Source organism: Roseinatronobacter domitianus (genome assembly GCF_023336755.1).
Classification (GTDB): domain Bacteria; phylum Pseudomonadota; class Alphaproteobacteria; order Rhodobacterales; family Rhodobacteraceae; genus Roseinatronobacter; species Roseinatronobacter domitianus.
This window is the reverse complement of record NZ_JALZWP010000009.1, coordinates 99442-117053: the sequence shown is the minus strand read 5'-3', so window position 1 is coordinate 117053 and position 17612 is coordinate 99442. Positions and strand designations below refer to the sequence as shown.

18 protein-coding genes are annotated in these 17612 nt (G+C 61.9%); 6 read left to right on the top strand and 12 right to left on the bottom strand.

Translation table 11 applies throughout. The features are described from left to right. The gene (locus M3N55_RS10715) at window positions 1–1125 is read left to right on the top strand and encodes a glycosyltransferase family 4 protein (protein ID WP_249058673.1); all 1125 of its coding nucleotides are present in this window, start codon (window positions 1–3) and stop codon (window positions 1123–1125) included. A gap of 19 nt (window positions 1126–1144) precedes the next feature. Here M3N55_RS10715 and M3N55_RS10710 read toward each other — a convergent pair whose 3' ends face one another. Continuing rightward, window positions 1145–2455 carry a type VI secretion system protein TssA gene (locus M3N55_RS10710; protein WP_249058672.1) on the bottom strand — a complete coding sequence of 437 codons (1311 nt, stop codon included), beginning with the start codon at window positions 2453–2455 and terminating at the stop codon, window positions 1145–1147. Window positions 2456–2487: 32 nt separating this feature from the next. After that, the gene (locus M3N55_RS10705; protein ID WP_249058671.1) at window positions 2488–3018 is read right to left on the bottom strand and encodes an OmpA family protein; all 531 of its coding nucleotides are present in this window, start codon (window positions 3016–3018) and stop codon (window positions 2488–2490) included. Window positions 3019–3262: 244 nt separating this feature from the next. Between M3N55_RS10705 and M3N55_RS10700 the strand changes: the two genes are divergently transcribed. Then, the gene (locus tag M3N55_RS10700; RefSeq protein ID WP_249058670.1) at window positions 3263–4948 is read left to right on the top strand and encodes a caspase family protein; all 1686 of its coding nucleotides are present in this window, start codon (window positions 3263–3265) and stop codon (window positions 4946–4948) included. 15 nt (window positions 4949–4963) lie between these two features. Continuing rightward, window positions 4964–6907 carry a lytic transglycosylase domain-containing protein gene (locus tag M3N55_RS10695; RefSeq protein WP_249058669.1) on the top strand — a complete coding sequence of 648 codons (1944 nt, stop codon included), beginning with the start codon at window positions 4964–4966 and terminating at the stop codon, window positions 6905–6907. A gap of 6 nt (window positions 6908–6913) precedes the next feature. On the opposite strand, the gene M3N55_RS10690 is transcribed toward M3N55_RS10695, so the two are convergent. From M3N55_RS10690 to M3N55_RS10675, 4 genes are all read right to left on the bottom strand, one after another. Then, window positions 6914–7807: a glycosyltransferase family 2 protein gene (locus M3N55_RS10690; protein ID WP_249058668.1), complete on the bottom strand. Its 894-nt coding sequence runs from the start codon at window positions 7805–7807 to the stop codon at window positions 6914–6916. After that, window positions 7804–9045 carry a nucleotidyltransferase domain-containing protein gene (locus M3N55_RS10685; RefSeq protein WP_249058705.1) on the bottom strand — a complete coding sequence of 414 codons (1242 nt, stop codon included), beginning with the start codon at window positions 9043–9045 and terminating at the stop codon, window positions 7804–7806. Before M3N55_RS10685 ends, M3N55_RS10690 begins: the two co-directional genes overlap by 4 nt. A 736-nt stretch (window positions 9046–9781) precedes the next feature. Further along, complete coding sequence (locus M3N55_RS10680; RefSeq protein ID WP_249058666.1) at window positions 9782–10270, bottom strand: lasso peptide biosynthesis B2 protein; 489 nt, start codon at window positions 10268–10270, stop codon at window positions 9782–9784. Continuing rightward, complete coding sequence (locus M3N55_RS10675) at window positions 10263–10538, bottom strand: PqqD family peptide modification chaperone (RefSeq protein WP_249058664.1); 276 nt, start codon at window positions 10536–10538, stop codon at window positions 10263–10265. The genes M3N55_RS10680 and M3N55_RS10675 overlap by 8 nt, the downstream gene beginning before the upstream one ends. A 169-nt stretch (window positions 10539–10707) precedes the next feature. Here M3N55_RS10675 and M3N55_RS10670 point away from each other — a divergent pair, with 169 nt between their 5' ends. Next, window positions 10708–11622, top strand: coding sequence for a phosphoenolpyruvate carboxykinase (ATP) (locus M3N55_RS10670; RefSeq protein ID WP_249058662.1), 915 nt, complete (start codon window positions 10708–10710; stop codon window positions 11620–11622). Further along, window positions 11619–12482: a sulfotransferase domain-containing protein gene (locus M3N55_RS10665; RefSeq protein WP_249058660.1), complete on the top strand. Its 864-nt coding sequence runs from the start codon at window positions 11619–11621 to the stop codon at window positions 12480–12482. Before M3N55_RS10670 ends, M3N55_RS10665 begins: the two co-directional genes overlap by 4 nt. 102 nt (window positions 12483–12584) lie before the next feature. Here M3N55_RS10665 and M3N55_RS10660 read toward each other — a convergent pair whose 3' ends face one another. From M3N55_RS10660 to M3N55_RS10635, 6 genes are all read right to left on the bottom strand, one after another. Further along, complete coding sequence (locus M3N55_RS10660; RefSeq protein ID WP_249058659.1) at window positions 12585–13094, bottom strand: hypothetical protein; 510 nt, start codon at window positions 13092–13094, stop codon at window positions 12585–12587. Between the two features lie 182 nt (window positions 13095–13276). Beyond that, window positions 13277–14836 (bottom strand): hypothetical protein, encoded by a 1560-nt coding sequence (locus tag M3N55_RS10655; RefSeq protein ID WP_249058653.1) that lies wholly within the window; start codon window positions 14834–14836, stop codon window positions 13277–13279. Continuing rightward, window positions 14833–15249, bottom strand: a complete 417-nt coding sequence (locus M3N55_RS10650; RefSeq protein ID WP_249058651.1) for an ExbD/TolR family protein — start codon at window positions 15247–15249, stop codon at window positions 14833–14835. The genes M3N55_RS10655 and M3N55_RS10650 overlap by 4 nt, the downstream gene beginning before the upstream one ends. A 1-nt stretch (window position 15250) precedes the next feature. Then, window positions 15251–15706: an ExbD/TolR family protein gene (locus tag M3N55_RS10645; protein ID WP_249058650.1), complete on the bottom strand. Its 456-nt coding sequence runs from the start codon at window positions 15704–15706 to the stop codon at window positions 15251–15253. 13 nt (window positions 15707–15719) lie between these two features. After that, complete coding sequence (locus M3N55_RS10640) at window positions 15720–16454, bottom strand: MotA/TolQ/ExbB proton channel family protein (protein WP_249058649.1); 735 nt, start codon at window positions 16452–16454, stop codon at window positions 15720–15722. Window positions 16455–16486: 32 nt separating this feature from the next. Then, window positions 16487–16909, bottom strand: coding sequence for a hypothetical protein (locus M3N55_RS10635; RefSeq protein ID WP_249058648.1), 423 nt, complete (start codon window positions 16907–16909; stop codon window positions 16487–16489). Between the two features lie 173 nt (window positions 16910–17082). Between M3N55_RS10635 and M3N55_RS10630 the strand changes: the two genes are divergently transcribed. After that, entirely contained in the window at window positions 17083–17610 is a 528-nt protein-coding gene (locus tag M3N55_RS10630) for a hypothetical protein (protein WP_249058647.1), read from the top strand. Window positions 17611–17612 lie beyond the last annotated feature (2 nt).

Below are 17612 nucleotides of genomic sequence, written 5' to 3'. Positions count from 1 at the left end.
GTGACCCGTAGCCTGCATATCGTCGTAACCGTGAATGCGGCGTGGAATTTGGTCAATTTCCGCACAGGGTTGCTGCGCGCGCTGCTTGCGGATGGGCATAGGGTGACAGTTCTGGCGCCGCGTGATGAAAGCGTGGCCAGCTTAGAGGCGTTGGGCTGCGCGTTCATGGACCTGCCGATGAACCGCAAAGGTCTGTCGCCATTGGCCAATTTGCATATCCTGCGCAGGATGGGCGCGGCGCTGGATTGCCTGCGCCCCGATGTGGTCCTAAGTTACACGATCAAGAACAACCTGTTCGGCGCGCTGGCCGCGCGTCGCCGTGGCATCCCGTTCATTCCGAATGTCACCGGGCTGGGAACCGCCTTTCTGTCGGGTGGTGGTCTACAGCGGGTTGCACAGATGATTTATCGCCATGCGTTTCGCGGTTTGCCCGTCATATTCTTCCAGAACCGCGATGATCTGGCGCTTTTCGCCGGGATGGGGCTGGTCCAACTGGATCAGGCGCGCGTTTTGCCCGGATCTGGTATTGATCTGACCCGCTTTGTGCCCGCGCCCCTGCCGCAACACCCGCCACAAGCGCCTGTCTTTCTGATGATCGCGCGGTTGCTGCGTGACAAGGGCGTGGTCGAGTTTGCCGAAGCCGCGGCTGCCGTGCGGCGGCACTATCCGCAAGCTCAGTTCCGTATAGTGGGTCCGTTTGGAGCAGAGAACCGCTCCGCCTTGCCGCCAGAGCAGATTACGCATTGGCAGGAGGCGGGACATATCCAGCATCTTGGTGCCATGCCCGATGTGCGCCCCGCGATTGCCGAGGCTGACTGCGTTGTGCTGCCCTCTTATCGAGAGGGCATGCCGCGGGTTCTGTTGGAAGCTGCGGCGATGGCGCGCCCTGTCATAACAACCGATGTGCCGGGCTGCCGCGATGCGCTGGAAGCGGGAGAAACCGGGTTGCTTTGCAAACTGCGCGATAGCGCAAGCCTCGCGCGTGCCTGCACCGATTTCATCGACCTGACGCCCGAAGCGCGGGCCGCAATGGGGCAGGCCGGACGCGCGCGCGTCGAGCGCCTGTTTGACGAGGCTCATGTGATTGCGGCCTATCGTCAGGCATTGGCCGACGCAGCAGGCTGACCCCAAGGGACCGCCGCGATCAATCGTCCTCTGGCGGGAAAAGTTCCGCAAGGATCGCCGAGAAGCTCTGGTTCAGATAACCGCGCGCACGTGTCATCAACAATGGCACTGGGCTGGATGGCTCGGTTGTGGTGAAATAGCGTTCAAGCGCGCTCATCATGCTGGCAGCTTCCGCACGCGTGGCCACCACCGGCAGGTCACTCTCATCTTCGGTGCTGTCGTTGCGGTCCAGCTCTGACAGGGCGCGCATCCGGTCCATGGTCAGCACAAAGCCCATGTCGCGGCTGAAATCTATTCGCGCAGATTCAAAGCGTTCCGGCACCAGCAGTTCCAGCGCCTCGACCAATGGGCGGCCAACCAGTTCGCGTGCCTGACGCACCAGAAGAAAGCTGGGCGAGGACGGTTCGTGCACGCTGAAATAGGCGTCCAGCGCATCTAACGCACGACGGGCCTGCATGAGCGAGCCAATCGAGCCTGCCGGTGCGGGCGCGGCCTCATGCGGTGTCGGACCGGCCCCTGAATGTGTCGGCATGTCCTGTGGGCTGCCTGCATCATCGGCCGTGTCCTCGACCACGCCCCCGGCAAGGTCCGGTCGGGCTTGCTCCAGCAGCCGCAGCATGTCGCCAACCTGCCCGCGCAGCGGGTCAAGATCGGGCCTGAAGGGCATGTCCTCATCTATCAGGCAGAGATTCTGAATGGTCTGGGCGGCAGTATCCAGACGTTTCAGCAGCGCATGGCTTGCGCTGACCTGCTCGCCATTCTCTGCCGACCGCAGAGCGGCCAGCAGGCTTTCGGCATCGACCGTCTGCCCGTCTTCGGCCATCGCGCGGCGCAGATCCATCGCAACCGCGTATTTGCGCCATGTCAGCGCGCGCAGCCGCCTGTCCTCTGCCATTGGCATAAATTCCAGCGGCATCACGAGTGTCGGCTTGTTTGCCAGCAATTCCAACGTGTTCTGACGCACAACAATCTCTCCGTCCATCTGTGGATGAACGTGTTTGCCATGTGTTTCGAGCAAAATTGCCGTCGCTTCGAACACATCGGTCAGAACCGACAGGTTGCGTGCAAGGGCGCAATACTGCGCCAGCGCGGCCAGCACCCGAAGATCATAGGCGCGCGATAGCAAATTGGCGGCTTTGGTCAGTTCGTCCTGAACCCGGATCGACGCCGGGTCCACAAGCGCCTTACCCTCGGCGTTGAAAAACTTGTCCGGCAAGCGTTCGGACGCATCCAGATCGTAATCATCGAAGGCGGTATCGCCATCCATCAGCAGGTCGGGGCCGCAAGGCGCATCGGCGCTCAGGGGCTGAGTGAAATCGGGAAGGGTCATCGACGGGCCGTCACCGGGGTAGGCCGGGACATTCAGCGCAGCACGGCATGAAGTTCGACACGCCGGTTCGCGGCATCGCGCGGGTCCGCCACGCGCGGCGTCGATTGGCCAAGCCCCACCGCGTCAAGACGCGCCTGCGGTAGACCCTGCTCCAGCAGGAAGTCATGCACGGCACGCGCACGCCGCTCTGACAAATCAAGGTTATAGATTTCGGAGCCGATCGCGTCGGTATGCCCTTCGACCTTGAAAACCGCCTGATCCAGTCGCGGGTCGCGCAACGCGGCGGCGAAAATCTTCAGAGCGTCTTGTGCGGAAGGGTCCAGCACGTCCGAATCGAAATCGAACCCAACCCGCATATCCAGACCCTGCGATGGCTCTGCGCAATCGGCTTTGGTTCCAATACACACGGCCCGTGCCGCGCCCAGATCCACAGAAGCGATCAGCGCCTGCACGATCTGTTCCTGCGAATAGGGTGTCCCTTCGGCCAACACGCCGAAAGGAGCAGAAACGAAGGCCGATAGTAGAACACCGCCTGCCATGGCCTTGAAACGATTGGCATACATAGAACTATCCCTTTATGCGTAGAATGACTTTTTCTCATCATACCAGCCTGCGCGCCATCGGACAAACCTTCTGTCACGCCCGCCATGCGCCGCGCTTTTGTGCAGCACCGGTGCCACAGTCGGCGAGCGGAGGCAGCATCCCCATCAAGTTGCACGAAAAGCTGGCGCAAGACTCGCCTGCGTGACGGTTTCGCGCTAGTATTTCCAACGATTTAATTTCGCATTCAAAGGTCTTTGAAGGATTATGGGTCTTATCGGGAAACTGGCGAACCTGCGGCTGGCCTTTTTGGCTGCGGCTCTGGCGTTTGTCGTGGCAGGCACGAGCGGGGCTGTCGCGCAAACGTCGGCGGACATGCCACGCCGCGTGGCACTTGTTGTCGGAAACTCAAGCTATGATGCGTTGGAAAACCTTCCCAATGCCGGGCGGGACGCTCGTGATATGGCCGACTCTTTGGAAGCGCAGGGGTTCGAAGTTACCTTGCTGTTGAACAGCGCACATACCGTTTTTGACACCACGATCCAGAATTTTGGCGAGCGCGCCGGCGAAAACGCGGAAGTGGTGTTCTACTACTCCGGGCACGGTTTTCAGCTTGGCGGGATCAACTACCTTGCGCCGGTCGATGCGGTTTTGTCCGGTGCCGGGGATATCGCGGCGCAAACGCTGCGTCTGGATACGATCATCTCTCAACTGTCTGCGCCGGGGCGGCAAACCGTCATTCTGCTGGATGCGTGCCGCAATAACCCGCTGCCGCCGAACCTGCGCGAGGACGGGTCGCTGGGGCTGGCGGCACCTGCCACCGGGCGCGATACATTCGTCGCCTTTTCGACCCAGCCCGGCAATCTTAGCTATGACGGGCGCGCAGGCGAAAACAGCCCTTTCACACGCGCGCTGCTCGACAATATCGCGACCGAAGGGCAGTCCATCTCGGAAATGATGATCGAAGTGCGCAACGCCGTCGAAACCGCAACGCTGGGTCGGCAAACCCCTTGGGACCAGTCATCGCTGACGGGCGCGTTCTTTTTCCGGCCTTTCACGCCCGGCCCCGAGGAAATCGCACAGGTGGCAGAAATGGCACCCGCCATGCAGGATTTCTTCCTAAGCACATGGGCACGGCAGGGCGCGCGCATCAGCCGCGATGATTTGCTGGCCATGGCTGCGCCGGAAGACGCAATGCCAGATCCCGCTGACGTGGCATCGCCGGTAGCCGCTTCAACGCCCGATGGGACAGATGCGGCTTCGGCCACTCGGATTGAAGCGCCGCAGTTTGATTTCATTCTGATCGAAGACGACCCGGTAGCAGCCGCCTCAGCGCCGGACGTGGCGCAGCAAAGCCCGGCCCCAGCCGAGAATATGGTTATCGCAGCATTGCCGAACGCAGGTGCAGCCAACCCGGACATGGGGCAAGCGCGGGCCTTGCCGCTGCGGCAACTCTCGGTCGGTGCCGCGCAAGGCGGGCGGGCGCCGTTCATCCCGGATGCGCCAATCGCGCGGCTGGCCGCACTGACCCCTGCTCCGGCCCCTCAGATACCTCTGCGCCGGTTAATTGGCACCGATGCCACCCCCGAAGATGCCCCGGAGGATCTGGCAACAGCTCTTCAGACAGAGCTGCAACGTGTGGGCTGTTACCGCATGAGGATTGACGGCGATTGGGGCGGCGGGTCTGCGAGCGCCTTGCGGGCCTTTCTGAACGAAACTGGCGACAGCGGCGAAGATACGGTCCCCACCGCCGAGATGTGGCGTCTTGTGCGCGCCGCCGAGGGCGAGATTTGTGCCGCCCCGGTGCGCACCAGTGCTCCCGCACCTGCGCCCAGCCCGCGCGTCACCACCCCGCGCCCGGCAGCCCCTGCACCTGCGCCACCACCACCCGCGCCAGCGCCCGCCCCGTCGGGGCGTTCGCTGTCGAATTCGTTCGGCGGCGGTTTCCGGTAGCATGGGGGTGGTGTTGTGAGCGCGGTCGATCCCCGCTTCAAGGAAGCGCGGCGCAGGGCACAGGGGCGCCGTCGTGGTGGAAAATGGCGCTGGATTGGGCTGATGCTGGCCCTGATCCTTGCGCTGGGCGGAGTGGGTGTTTGGCTGCTTTTGCCCAAACTCACGCCCGAGATCGCCTTGGCCCCAGAGCCAGAACCACCTGCACCAGACCTGCTCGAACCGGAAACTTTATCGCGGCCCGCCGATCCGGATATGACAGAGGATGAACCAGAGATAGAGGGCCCCCGCGCCAGTCTGGACCTGCCGGGTGATCCGATACTGCTGGTTCTTGGAAATGCCGTTGCGCCACAAGCGCAGTCTATGCCGCGTCCTGATGGGCTGGACCCCGGTCGCGGTCAGGGTGGGTTGCTATTTGTGCGTGGTCCGCTTTTGCCACCGGGCGAGCGGTTGGCGGTTGCGCTGCCATCCAGCCAAGAGGATTTCGCGATCTTTCAAGGCCAGCGCCAACGCGCCGCGCAAGCGCGGGCGCGACCGCTGTCGGGTCAGGCTTTGCAACGCCCGCCCCGGTCTGTCGCCGAAGCGCGCGCCTGGGTCGCTGCCCAGCAAGAGGCCGACAGCCTGCTTTACGGGTCCAACACACTGGACCTGCGCCCGGCTGACGGGCGTGTGGTCGCGTGGCGTGACATGGTGCTGCGGGTGGGTCATACATCCGACATGGCCGAATTGCTTCGGCTGGAAAACCTGCCGCAACAGCAGGCCGAAGCGGCGGCAGAGGCGGCGCGCAGCCACTTGGGCGGACGCGTCACCGCCGAGGGCAGCTTGCTGGCCCTGCGGCTGCGCGGCACGACGCCAGAGATCGTGCAGATGGCGCTCTACCACGGCGACCGCTATGTGGGTGCGGTGGCACGCTCTGATGCGCCCTCGCGTTTCGGGACAGAGGCTCCGGCGCAGGATGTGTTGCAACCGGCCTCTGACCCGTGGGTTCAGCAAGACCTGCCTGCGCGTCTTGGCGAGGCCGTGGACATGGCCCCACCGATGGTGACCGCCCCGCGCGTGATGGACGCGCTTTATGATGCCGGGTTGCGCCATGGCTTGTCTCCGGGACTGGTGGGACAGATCATCATGTTGCTGTCGCAAACCCACAAGCTGGACATGCAAGCGCGCCCGGTTGACCGCTTCGACCTGTTGCGCACGGCCAGCCCGGCGGCAGATGGACAGGGCACCGGGTCTGCGCTGGATCAGGTGTTGTTCATCGGGGTGCAGGCCGAGGGGCTTGATCTGAAATGCTATGTCTACCGCCCCAGCCCGGACCGCGCCCCGGCCTGCTATGGGCAGCGTCGGGGTGGCAGCATGGCGACGGTTTCAGCCAGCCTGGTTTCGGCACCTGCGGGCGGGGCGCAAACCATAACTGGCAGCGATGCCGTCGAGCAATTGGTGAACCGTATCATCCAGGTCGAATCCGCTGGGCGGGCCGATGCCAAGAACCCTTTGTCTACCGCAACGGGGTTGGGGCAGTTCATCTCTAGCACATGGTTGCGAATGATGCGCACCTATCGCCCTGATCTGACCGCCAGCCTGTCCCGCAGCGAATTGTTGGCGCTGCGCACCGACCCTGAGATTTCGCGCGCAATGGTTCTGAACCTGGCCCGCGAAGGCGAAAGCTACCTGCGTGCACGGGGGCATGATATTACCGCCGGGCGGCTATACCTTGCGCATTTTCTGGGCATGGATGGCGCCCATGTCGCACTGAGCGCCGATCCGTCTGCCGATCTGATGTCGCTGTTCGGGGCTGGCGTTATCAACGCCAACCCGTTCTTGCGCGGGCATGATGCCGCATATGTCGTTGACTGGGCAGAACGCAAGATGCGGGGGCGTTCGGGGCGCGCGGCCACGCGCATCTCCGAACCTGCGGGCCTTGCCGAGTTCCGCAATCTGGTAGATGCCGCTTTGCAAGGGTAGCCAAACTTAACGCCGCCGCGCGCTTTGCGCCATATCTGTCAGGCAGAACAACAACCCCGGCAGCAATGCCAGCACTTGGCCCACGCTGGTGGGGGCTGGTGGGTGTTTGCCTTGTAGCCGGGCATGCCACCAAAATCGCCCGTAATTGGCCAAGGCCCGCAGCTTCAGGGCCGGGCGCAAAGGGCAGTCAAGCGTCACCTGATAGCCGTGGCAGGCCCCCACCGGAGAGGCCATTCGCTTGCGCAGAATATGCGCCGACAGGCCATCGGGCTGGTATTCGGCTTCGACCAGAACATGGTTGGACAGCCAGACACGCCCTGTGCAACCAAGTTGGAACAACAGCGCGGCTTCTGCCAGAAAATCCTCTTCGGGGAATTCAGGAAAGCGCAACCCTTTCGTATCCCGGCGAAAGATCAGGGTGCTGTCGAAGGCGGGTTCCAAATTGGCGCGTTCTGCATAGGTCAGGGCGCGATCGGGTGTCCCAAAGCGGAATTGATGCGCGGCCTTGGGCACGATCAGTGGCAAAATGGCGGCAAAGATATCTTGCTGGTCAATGTCGTCAAGCAGGGTCAGCACCTCTGGCAACGCCTCTTCGCGGCACCAGTCGTCGCTGTCGATCACGGCAATCCAATCGCCCCGCGCCTCGGCAAAGCCGGTGTTCAATGCGCGATGCTTGCCACCATGGGGTTGGCATAGGGTGCGTAGCGCAATCGGGCCGGGCTGCGCGGCCATGCGCGCCAGTTCGGCTTGCGTCTCATCGGCAGAGCCATCATCGACCACAAGCCATTCCACCTGTCCTTGGGTGACAGGTTGGCGCATAAGCGAGCCGTGGAGCCGCCACAACAGGCCCGCGCGATTCCAGCTTGCCGTCAGGATCGTCAGTTGCGGTCGTCCGGTCATTTGCGCCCGGAGCGCAGGGCGCGCAGGTCCAGCAAATGCGCTTGCAATGTCGCGGGGAAGGGCGCGGCCTCGTTGTCGGACTTACCCTGCGCGGCGCGCATCTGGCGGCGGCGCGTGTTCAGAAACCAGACCCACAGCATGGGCGTTGCCGGGGCGGGGGTGTCTTGCCCGTTTTCGCGGTGCCAGCGGTCCAGCATTGTGTGCCGCGGCGCGAAAACGCGTGTCAGGATCAGCCGCAGACTGGAAAACGTGCCGCGCTCTGCCAGATCGGCGGCAAGTCGCAGGTCCGTGCGGTATCTGCCATCCTGAAACAGCAGGGCCGCGGCCATGTCCCGTGGCAAGCCGGGGCCGTCAGATCTAAGCCCCTGCGCGGCGACAAGATCGCTCGGCAGCAGCGACAGTGACAGCGACAGCCCGTCTGCAATGCCCAGATCGCGCGCGCGCTGTTTCAAGACTGGCGCTTGCAGCGCGTGCGCGCGTAGCAGGTGCAACAGGTCGATGACAAAGACCGGCCCGTTATTCAGCTCATGATCGTATAGCCCGTGCATCACCAGATGCAGGCACATGTCTTCGGGCGCAAGACAGGGCAAAGTCTGGCCACCGATCTGCACGCTGGTCGCGCGCTCCCATATCGTAAGCTCGAATTGGGCGAATGCTGTCAGATTCAGGCCAGGGAATGGTTCTGCCAGATGGCCATGCAATTCCACGGACACAACCTGTCGAGGGGACCAGACCGGAGTCGCATGTTTTGCACCCTCGACCGGCGCATGCGCGGGTTTATGCGCCATGCTGTGCAATTCGCCGCCTGCCTGTGCCAGTATCGCCCGTGCGCGCGCAAGATCACTGGGCCGCACCAACAGGTCCAGATCGCGCATTGGGCGCAGGGTTGGGCTTGGATAGGCCTGCGCCGCCAGCACGATCCCTTTCAGAAACAGATGCTCGATGCCCGCATCCTGCAACAGGGTATGAACGCGCATGGCTTCTGCTTGCAATGCAAGTGCGCGCATCTGCCATTTGCGGCGTATCGCGGGTGCAATCGCTTGTGCGGGCGGCAATGCAAGCCCGGCTTTGTGCAACGCTGATTCCAGGTAAGGCAAAACCCGCTGTTGCCGGGCGAGGGTGACAATTTGCTTCCAATGCGCGTCCGAAACTGCTGGACAGGGCTGGGCCAGACGTTCCGACAACAGATCCAGCAAGAATCGTTCCGGTACGAAATCGGCGTGTGTATCAAGCGGCATGGTCACGGCAGAGGATCTTGTCCTGCGGGATGGGGCCCGAAAAGCGTAGCCTGCCTGTGACAGGTGGGGCAAGTCAGGTCAACGCGGAACTCTGACCATGGATGCTGATGATGCATGCACAAACGGCACAGGCTTTGGGAAATCGGGTAAATTCGGCCTAAACTCCGGCTCGTAGCTTGCGATACGGCAGCGTTTTGATGTATCACGGTGCTTGAAACAGGCAAACACTCAAGAGTTGATTCTTGGGGGGCATTTATTGGAGGCAAAATTATGCAGCAGAGTCAGAAGGCTAACCCCGACCTGAAAACATGGGACAAGCCGGCACTGGTCGTGTTCGGTGATTCTTCGACGTTGACGATGGCAATCCCCGGCGCACCAGGAGCTGACACAATCGTTACCGGACCTGCCACAGGTTCCTGATCCTCTCAATTTGGTCATGGTTTTGGTTTTGTATTTGAACATGGAGCGCGCCATGGCAACGCCATTGCGTCTTTTGTTGAAGGAAACGCGGTGCAGATAATGAATGATAATAAGCGTGCTACGCAGCCGAAAGCAGCATGGGAACAGCCCTGCCTTGTTGTATTTGGATCAGCGGCAAAGCTGACGCAGGTTGGTGCTCTTGGCGCCTTATCTGATGGCACCAACGCTATTACTGCTTCGGTCGCTACTGGTAGCTAACTGCCGCTTGCAATGCTAAATCGCTACGGGTCACCTTGTGTGATACGTCAGAAGCGATTCATGCAATATGGTCCGACACGAAGGCTCTCACGACCGTGTAGCCTTCGAAGCCCCGACCACCGGTTACGGCCACCGGTCCTGCAGCCACCCAAGCATGCGCAGCCACTGCCCCATCTTTGCGCCGCAGTCCGAAGCAGACAAGATGCGGAACCCCGACCGCGACCAGCAGCGCACGGGCGCATAGGGCTTGCGGGTAGCAATTGACCGTCCACGGGCTGTAGGTCGCGGCGATGCCAATTGCGGCTTTCACAGATCGCGCACGCTGCTCTTGCCTATGGCTTATCAACGGCAGCACGCTGGAAATGCCGATATCGTACCCATAGGCGCGGTGCAGGTATTTCAGCGGCACCGCAATAATCAGCACACGGAACACGCCCAAGAAAACCCAAGCAGGTACCAACAGCGCCAGCGCAAGGCCAGGCTGGGACCACAGGCTGCGACCTTTGCGGCGCAGCACAGACACCAGGCGATAAACGCGTTCAGCCAACGCTGGTCACAAGCCCATTGGCCTGCATATCGTCCAGAATACCCACAACATCGGCGCGGCAGGTTTCGGGGGCGACATCATATTCCTGCGCCAGTGTCTCGACCAGCGCGGCCAAGCTGACAGGGGTTTCCAGCAATTCCCAGATCCGACCACCGCTGCCGGACAGGCCGAAATAGACGTTCTTTTCCAGGCTCATGATGACGGTCTCGCCATCCATTTCAGCAGAGACAACATTCGTTGCGCGTTGAAAAGCGGGGGAGTTTGTCATCGCGTAAACCTGTTATCTGCGTGTCATGTCAGAGCGTGCATGCTACCCGACAGCAGTTATCCGATGATGATTGCTTTTGCAATCTGCCCGCGTGGCGATGGGTCTGTTATTGCAACTGTTCGCGTGATGGGCCAGAAGGGCGGTATCCTTCATCAAATGTCGTATTTTCATGCCCGCCCACTACCAAGCCTATGGTTTGACCATTTCCTCGGAGATCGAACTGCCGGAATTGCCGCAGGTGTCGACCTTGGCACATCCCGCCGATTTGAGCATTACACGCGATCCCTCTTTGACTGCGGCGCCTACCGGTGAGGACTGGGTGCAACTGTCCCCCTTCGCCTGGACGGCCCCGACGGCGTTCATGCTGCTTGTGCCCGATGTTGCGTGGTTTCTGGTAGAGAATGGCCAGACCATCCGGGTCGCTCCCGTTGGTGATATCGACATGGCATCGGTGCGTGTGTTCCTGCTGGGGTCTGCTATCGGGGCGTTGCTGTTTCAGCGTGGCTACCTTGTGCTGCACGGAAATGCGGTCGATATGGGCGATGCCTGTATGTTATGCCTTGGCGTTTCGGGGGCTGGAAAATCCACGCTGGCAGCGGCCTTTGCTGCGCGTGGTTATAGCGTTCTGGCCGATGACGTGGTCGCCATCAACAACGTGGGGCAGGCGCTGCCCGGTATTCCTCGGATCAAGATATGGCGCGATGCGGCGGAACGCTTATGCGTGGACACCGGATCGCTGGACCGCATTCGGCCGCAGATGGAAAAGTTCAACCTGCCTTTGCCGCAAACGCTGGTCAGCACGCCGCGCCCGGTAAAATGGGTGTTCCTGCTGGGCAAGCATGAGAAGCCAGGGTTTGAGTTGACCCATCTGAATGGTATCGGGCGCTTTGGGCCGCTTATGGCGAATACCTATCGCCGCCGCTTCATGGAGGGGATGCGCCTGAACGCCGATCATCTGGCGCAATGCGGGCGCTTTGCAGGACTTGTCCAGATGGCGCAGGTCAGGCGTCCTGAAACCGGGTTCGACATTGATGGACTGGTCGACCTGCTGCTTGAAGACATGTCAAAAGTTCCCTCGGCATGACCAAGCGGGGGCTGTCCTGGTTGGCCTCTTACCCGAAGTCCGGCAACACATGGTTTCGGGTCGTGCTAAGCGCCTATCTGGGTTCGGATGAAACAGAGCTGGACCTGAACGCCTTGCAAACCGGCATGATTGGCAGCAGCCGCCTGTGGGTGGATGATGTGGCAGGGTTCGACACAGCCGACCTCACCGCACCCGAAATCGAGCGTCTGCGCCCCCATGCCTACCGCTGGAGCGCCTTGCATGATGGGGTCGCGGGCTATCACAAAATTCACGACGCCTATCTGTATAACGATGCGGGGGAGCCGATTGTTGACCCGGTTGCCACGTTAGGAGCGGTGTATCTGCTGCGTAATCCTCTGGATGTGGCCCCGTCTTTCGCGGCGCATCTTGCTGTGGATATCGAGCGTGCAATCACGCTTATGGCCAACCCGGATGCAAGCCTGTCCCGCGATGGCAAAGGGCTGAATATGCAACTGGTGCAACGTCTTGGAACGTGGTCTTCGCATGTTGAAAGCTGGGTGAACGCGGCAGAGATTTCCTGCCATGTGCTACGCTACGAGGATATGCATGCAACGCCACAGCAGAGCTTTGCCGCCGCTTTTGCCGCCTTGGGTCTGACCGTTGACCACGCGAAACTGGCACGCGCGATATCCATGGCCGAATTCGACAAACTTGCCCATTTAGAGCAGTCTGCCGGCTTTCGGGAGCGGCCGTCAAAAGCGAAAAAGTTTTTCCGCAGCGGGAAGGTGGGCGGGTGGCGCCACTCGCTGACCCCGGATCAGGTTGCGCGCATCATTGCCGAACATGGCGTGGTTATGCAGCGCATGGGCTACCTGGATGCACAGGGCCAACCAATTTAACCTGCAAGCCAAGTGATTGACACCGCCTGCTTCAACAAAAAAGCGGCCCCGTGATGGGACCGCATTATTGCAGAGCGCTGCGCGCCCTCTTTTAGCTCAAGCCTAGCGAAACTCGCCCGCGCTCCACCGGTCCAGCAGGCGTTTGCCCGATTGCGGCTCTGACGGTTGCTGCGCACTGGCAGTAGCAGACTGCGCAGTCGTGTAGCTTAGCGGAAGGCTTGGCGTCACCGCCATGACCGGATCTCTAGGCACGGCGCGCGGCTCTGGCCTGATGGCCGTGTCTTCAACTGCCGTGAAGGCTGGCATCGTCAATTCAACCTCGGCCAGCGCGGTCGGCGTTGTGGTCACCACGGGTGCCGTCACTTTGGCAGCCGAAAGTTGATCTTGGGTTTCTCCCACAAAGGCCGAGACCTTTGCCAAGTCGGTTTCGGGCGCAGTAATCATGGTGGAAGCTGGTGTCGTGACAATTGCCGATTTCACGACCGGCCATGCCATAGCGGCAGTGCCCATAGCTACCAGCCCAAGCGCCCCAACCGTCACCCCAAGCGCATAGTTGAATGACCCGTGTTCAGAACCGGCGCGGCGAATGCCCTGCTGTCCAATCTTTTGCATCAGATATGATCCCATCAAAGTCTGGCCGAAATGTTGCGCCGAAATTCAGGATTCGGGCGCTGCGTTCAAGACGTGTTAGCGCGTAATCTAGCACAACATGTGCAAGTTGCATAGCAGATCATCAAAGACAGTCTTTGGCGGATTGGAAACAACGCCGCTGACGAAAAGCCGCGGCGCAATGGTCAACCTTGTAGTCCGAACGCCATCAGGGCCACACCGGGGCGCAGGCCAATGCGCTGCATGGCGTTGCTCAGCGCCGAAAACAGGGGGCCGGCCGCCTGTGGGCCATCCAGCCCTCGCAGCAGGTCAATCCGTTCGGGAACGGACACGGCCATCAGCAATTGCCATGTCTGCACCTCGCCACCTTGCAACGTCATGGGAATTGCGAAACGGCCGTTGGCGTCCAGGAACCGGTCCAAAATCTGCACCCGTCCGGCATTGTCCACTAGCAGAAGGTGCAGCGCGCCTTGATCCGCGCTGCGCCCGGCCATGCGTCCCGAAAGCTGGCTTCCGCTGGCAATAACGCGCGAGTCGAGTTCGAAATACAGCCCGGTCGCAGGATAATCGGGTGTTGCGCGCACGAAATCGAGCGTATTGCATTGGCCTTCGGAGATCGGACGCAGCACCATCGCCGGGATCAAGCCGGTCTCGTCCTCTAGCCCGGCGCGAAAAGCATCGAGCCCGGTTGCGGCTGGGCCAAACACCTCGAACCGAAGCAGTCCATCGGCACCAAGCGCGGGCAGGGCCGCGAAACAGTCGATATCTGGCAAACTGCGCAGATAGGACAGAACCTGCGCGTAAAGGTCCTGGTCGGTGGCTTGGGCGTTTTCCGGGGCGGGGGCTTGCAGCCCGCCGCCGGGTGGGTCGGGAAGGCGCGGTGCCGCCCGACGGTCGCCCAAGGTGCGTTCGGGGCGCGCGCGCAGGGCCAGAAGCAAGCTGTCCTCGCGCGTGGCGCGTGGCGCGGTGGCTTGTGGCGCAGGCAGGGTAGACGGGCCCGACGGCCCGGTGCTTGCCGCCGAAACCTGGGCTGTAGGCGCAATCGCGCGCGGGCTTTGCGGGGCAGGGGAAAGGGCGCGGGCGGTGCTCTCTGGCGCAGTAACGGCGGCGTCTTGCGACGAGGCGCGCTCGGGCGGGGCCGATGGCGCGAGTGGACGTGCGGCGCTTTGTGCCGCCGCTACCGGGGCTGCTTGCGTAGGGGACAGGGCGCGTGGGGTCATTGGCCTCATTGGCTGCACAACGGATTCCGCCGGGTTGGGCATCGCTGGGCTGATCGGCGCAACGCGCGTCGCCGTGGTGGGCGCTGGTTGTTCCAACGCCGGATTGCTTGGTTGCACCTGCCTTGGCGTGACCGATTGCAGGGTTTCGGCAGCTTGCGCCGGTGGCGTGCTCGGTTCAGGTGTGAGGGCGGCAAGCGATGCTGCGCGCGCCGTTTCGGTCCCGGTAATAGAGCCGCTTTCGGGCTGCAATCGCGCGGCGTCGGTGGTTCCGGCCTGCCGTTGCTCTGGGGCCAAAGAACCAAGCCGGGGCGCGGTTTGTGGCCCGCCACCGGCCACAAGCGGGATGGATTGCACCACAATGTCAGTCTGTGACCCAGGAGGGGCGGCAGGTGGGGTATAGGCGATGGCCAAAACCCCGGTTGCCGCCAACAGAACATGTAAAGAGACCGAAAGGCCTGTTGCCAAGCCCCAGCCCATGGCACCCGGCGCAAGCGGTGGTGCGGCAAATGGTGCCGCGGCGGTCATTCTGTGCCCCTGCCGCCCGGATCGGACCGGACTGTCACAAGCTTTACCTGCGCGCCGGCTCCCCCAAGCTCGGCGCTAAGCGCAAGCACCGAACGCGCGTCATGATCGCGGGCGACCAACAGATGAACAACCTGCGGCCCATCACCCTGCCGGATAGCCGCGACAAGCGCGGCGCGCGCCACGATTTGTCCGTCCAGAACCAGCCCGTCACCAGAGGTCAGCCGCAACAGGGGGCGTGGCAGCGCCTCTATTGGCAGATCGCGCACTTCGGGCAGGCGCAGATCCCGTTCTGCGGGGTCGGCAGGCGCCCCCACCACGATAAAGAACAGCACCAGCAACAGCACGATATTGACCATTGCCAATGAGAAATCGGGCTTGCGGGTCTCGTGGCGGGGCAGGGCAAGGCGTTGCATCTTATGTGCCGACCAGTTGAACGCGTGCGATGCCAGAGTCCTGCACGTTCTCTATCAGCAGCGCCAGATCACGGGCCTCTGCGGTGCGGGTGACGAAAACAACAAGGTCCGACACCGCGTCACGGCGCAGCGCGGCGACCGCCTCTGGCAAGGCTGATAGCGGAATCCGCACTTGGCCTGCGCGGATTTCACCGCGCTCAAGATGCCAGATTACCTGAGCCTCGGCCGGAGGCGCGGGGCTTTGGGGGGGTGTCGGCGTGTCGCGCAGGGTCTGCCCAGCCGAAGGTCCCGCCGCACTCAGCGGCAAAAGCGCGTAGGGGGCAAGCGACGATGTCAGCATGAAGAACAAGAGCAGTTGAAACATGACATCGGCCAAGGGGGTCAAAGCAAAGCCGCGCCGCCGCGCGGCGGGCACTGGCAGCCGAAGTGGGGCAATGTCTGTCAGCGCCTCGGCCATGCCGATGACCTCCTTAACCGCCCGGTCCGGATTGCGGTGCGGGACTGCCAAGCGCGCCACGCGGGTCCGCCCCGGTAAAGGCCGAACCGCGCCACGGTGCCGTGGCCTTCTGCGTGGCGATGCGCGCTTTCTGCGTCAGGATAATATGCCCGATCGCTTGCTCCAGCAGATGCCGCTCGCGGGCAATGCGCCCATCCAGCCAAAGCGACGCAAGATAGAACAGCACCGCAATGGCAAGGCCCACGGCCGTGGTCAGCAAAGCTGTCCAGATCCCACCGGCAAGCTGCGCCGGGTCTGCCGCGCCCGAACTGGCGGCAAGTTTTCCAAACGCTTCGATCATGCCGACCACGGTGCCAAGCAGCCCCAGCATGGGCGCGGCCTGCACCACGCCTTCAAGTGTGCGCATGTTTCGGCCCAATTGCTCCAGCCCATCACTGGCCTGTTGCATGGCTCCGGCTTGTGTCGGCTCGACGGCATTCGGCGCGGTGGTCAGGCTTGCCAGCGCGCCGCGCACCACTTGCGCCCGCAGGCCGCGTGCCCGGTCTAGCGACTGGGCTGCCTCTGCGCTGTTGCCCTGCTGCCACGACGCCAGCGCAGTTTCTGCCGCACCCGCCCGGCCAACCCCGGCACGCGCGAATTGCACCAACTTGGCAAAAAACACCGTGGCGCCAAGAACCGACATCACCGCAAGAACACCCAAGATCACAAGCCCCGGTAGGCTGATCTGGGCCAAGGCACTGGCTTGCATGGCCTATCCTCTCGATTGCTGAAGGCAGCGCGTCAGGACCCGAAACCGACAGCCACACGGCTTGACGGTGCCAGAGCATCCATGCAGACACGGCTTGCAGCGCCGCTTTCGTCCGTGCATTCCTCGGCGCCGTTCAGCAAGAGGCGCGAGAGCGCTGTGCAACTGCGATTGAGCAGGAATTGCACAACCCGTGTCTTGCCACCGGGCAGCTCCCCGAATTCCAGGATCAACCGGTCCGACACCGCGCCGCCATCATCGAACACCGCCACGTCATAGGATGTGCGCGTCAGGTTTACCCCGGTGCCATTCTGCGCCACGAAGGTCAGACGACAGCCGCCATCCACCGCTTCCAGATTGTTGAGTTCGATCGTGAAACTGCTTTGCTGCGCATGGACCGGCGCGACCGCCAACAGACCGGCGGCGAGCATTGGCAGAAAACGGGCAAATAAATGCATGGAGATGTCCCTTGGCTAACCTCGGCAATATATCCACGCTACCACGGTGGGGCAATTTGGCAACCGGGAAGGTTTTGTCCCATTCGCCAAAAAGTCCTTTGGAAACACTTTCTGCTTTGCTACCGTTCTGAATGGTCCGGTTCTGAGCATGCAAAGTCAGGAGAATTTGCACGATGAATGATGTGGTGGAGCGCGCTGAGCGCGAATTCGTAGATTTGGCGCGCGACCTTATTTCCGAGCAGGGTCAGATCGCCTGCACTGTTGGAATGCTTGGCTTCGGTATTGCCTTCGGTGCAGGTGCAACCGCAGGAATCGGGGCTCCTGCTGGCGGGATAATAGGTGGTGCCGCTGGTTTGACCGTTTGCCCTGCTTTGAAAAAGGGCGCAAAGAAGTTGCTGAAGTGGAATGACCAGCGACAAAAAGAAGACGCTGAAAAACCAGGACCGTCGAAGCACACACCTAAAGGCAAACAGAAAACCGGTCCTGACGTGGCTGGTTCCGTGATGCCGCACGAAAAGCGATTTCTTCCGAAAGCGGAAGCCGACAAACTGTTTGGACAAATCCGTGACATGAGTGATCGGGAATTGTCCGACAAGGAAGTGCGACGGCTGGCTGCCATGCATCGTCAGGGGAGCCTTCCGCTGCAAAGCAAGGCGGTCAACGGGGTTGCAAGGCGGATGAAGGTATCAATGCACGCCTGACC

Coding starts and splice junctions, on each gene's coding strand:
- M3N55_RS10685 (WP_249058705.1), bottom strand. CDS start 9,045: ATGCCGCTTGATACACACGCCGATTTCGTACCGGAACGATTCTTGCTG.
- M3N55_RS10665 (WP_249058660.1), top strand. CDS start 11,619: ATGACCAAGCGGGGGCTGTCCTGGTTGGCCTCTTACCCGAAGTCCGGC.
- M3N55_RS10635 (WP_249058648.1), bottom strand. CDS start 16,909: ATGCATTTATTTGCCCGTTTTCTGCCAATGCTCGCCGCCGGTCTGTTG.
- M3N55_RS10710 (WP_249058672.1), bottom strand. CDS start 2,455: ATGACCCTTCCCGATTTCACTCAGCCCCTGAGCGCCGATGCGCCTTGC.
- M3N55_RS10660 (WP_249058659.1), bottom strand. CDS start 13,094: ATGCAAAAGATTGGACAGCAGGGCATTCGCCGCGCCGGTTCTGAACAC.
- M3N55_RS10655 (WP_249058653.1), bottom strand. CDS start 14,836: ATGACCGCCGCGGCACCATTTGCCGCACCACCGCTTGCGCCGGGTGCC.
- M3N55_RS10690 (WP_249058668.1), bottom strand. CDS start 7,807: ATGACCGGACGACCGCAACTGACGATCCTGACGGCAAGCTGGAATCGC.
- M3N55_RS10675 (WP_249058664.1), bottom strand. CDS start 10,538: ATGACAAACTCCCCCGCTTTTCAACGCGCAACGAATGTTGTCTCTGCT.
- M3N55_RS10705 (WP_249058671.1), bottom strand. CDS start 3,018: ATGTATGCCAATCGTTTCAAGGCCATGGCAGGCGGTGTTCTACTATCG.
- M3N55_RS10670 (WP_249058662.1), top strand. CDS start 10,708: ATGCCCGCCCACTACCAAGCCTATGGTTTGACCATTTCCTCGGAGATC.
- M3N55_RS10700 (WP_249058670.1), top strand. CDS start 3,263: ATGGGTCTTATCGGGAAACTGGCGAACCTGCGGCTGGCCTTTTTGGCT.
- M3N55_RS10650 (WP_249058651.1), bottom strand. CDS start 15,249: ATGCAACGCCTTGCCCTGCCCCGCCACGAGACCCGCAAGCCCGATTTC.
- M3N55_RS10645 (WP_249058650.1), bottom strand. CDS start 15,706: ATGGCCGAGGCGCTGACAGACATTGCCCCACTTCGGCTGCCAGTGCCC.
- M3N55_RS10640 (WP_249058649.1), bottom strand. CDS start 16,454: ATGCAAGCCAGTGCCTTGGCCCAGATCAGCCTACCGGGGCTTGTGATC.
- M3N55_RS10630 (WP_249058647.1), top strand. CDS start 17,083: ATGAATGATGTGGTGGAGCGCGCTGAGCGCGAATTCGTAGATTTGGCG.